The organism is Collinsella sp. Sow4_E3, assembly GCF_052116285.1.
Taxonomy (GTDB): Bacteria; Actinomycetota; Coriobacteriia; order Coriobacteriales; family Coriobacteriaceae; genus Collinsella.
Genome location: NZ_JBQKLJ010000095.1, coordinates 1 through 570, shown reverse-complemented (window position 1 = coordinate 570; position 570 = coordinate 1). Strand labels below are relative to the sequence as shown.

2 protein-coding genes are annotated in these 570 nt (G+C 43.0%); both read left to right on the top strand.

Annotation, left to right across the window (positions count from 1 at the left end; translation table 11 throughout):
- On the top strand, window positions 1–253 hold a 253-nt coding region (locus ACTQ48_RS11430; RefSeq protein ID WP_441571039.1), incomplete at its 5' end, for a hypothetical protein.
- The coding region (locus ACTQ48_RS11425; RefSeq protein ID WP_441571037.1) for a hypothetical protein at window positions 253–570 on the top strand (318 nt) is incomplete at its 3' end. The genes ACTQ48_RS11430 and ACTQ48_RS11425, both read left to right, overlap by 1 nt.

Sequence of the window (570 nt, the reverse complement as noted above, 5' to 3'; positions counted from 1 at the left end):
GACCCATGACCGGGGAGAAGAACTTAGAATGAAACTGATTGTATCAAGGGAAACTGGTCAACTCCTTGGAGCTCAACTCTTATCAGCTATGGATTGCTCTTATCTTCTCCAGTGCTTGGTGCAGCCGATCCGATTGGGTATGACAGATTTGGAGATTGCTTTTCAAGATTTTCTAATGACAGTAGGGCAGACCAATCCCTTCTACCATCTTCATAAGGCCCTTTTGATGAGTGCCTCAGCAAGGGAGGTATAATGGAACTAGCCGCTATTTTTGAAAAAGCTGAAGCCAATGTTTATCGCCTCCTACTGATCTTAAAGGCTTCTCCTAATCAAATGTATCTCAAGCAGTTAATGGAAGAAACAAGTCTGTCACGATCAACCTTGCTAAAGTATATTTCACTTTTTAACGAATTAGCAAGGAAGGGATCTCTAGCTACTGAAATAAGAATAGACGAGGATGCTTGCTGGCTTGAGATGGATCCTGGACTGGAATGGGCATCCGTAATAAATCTTTTCATCCAATCCTCAAGCCCTGTCTCTTATACACATCTCCGAGCCCACGAGACTTCT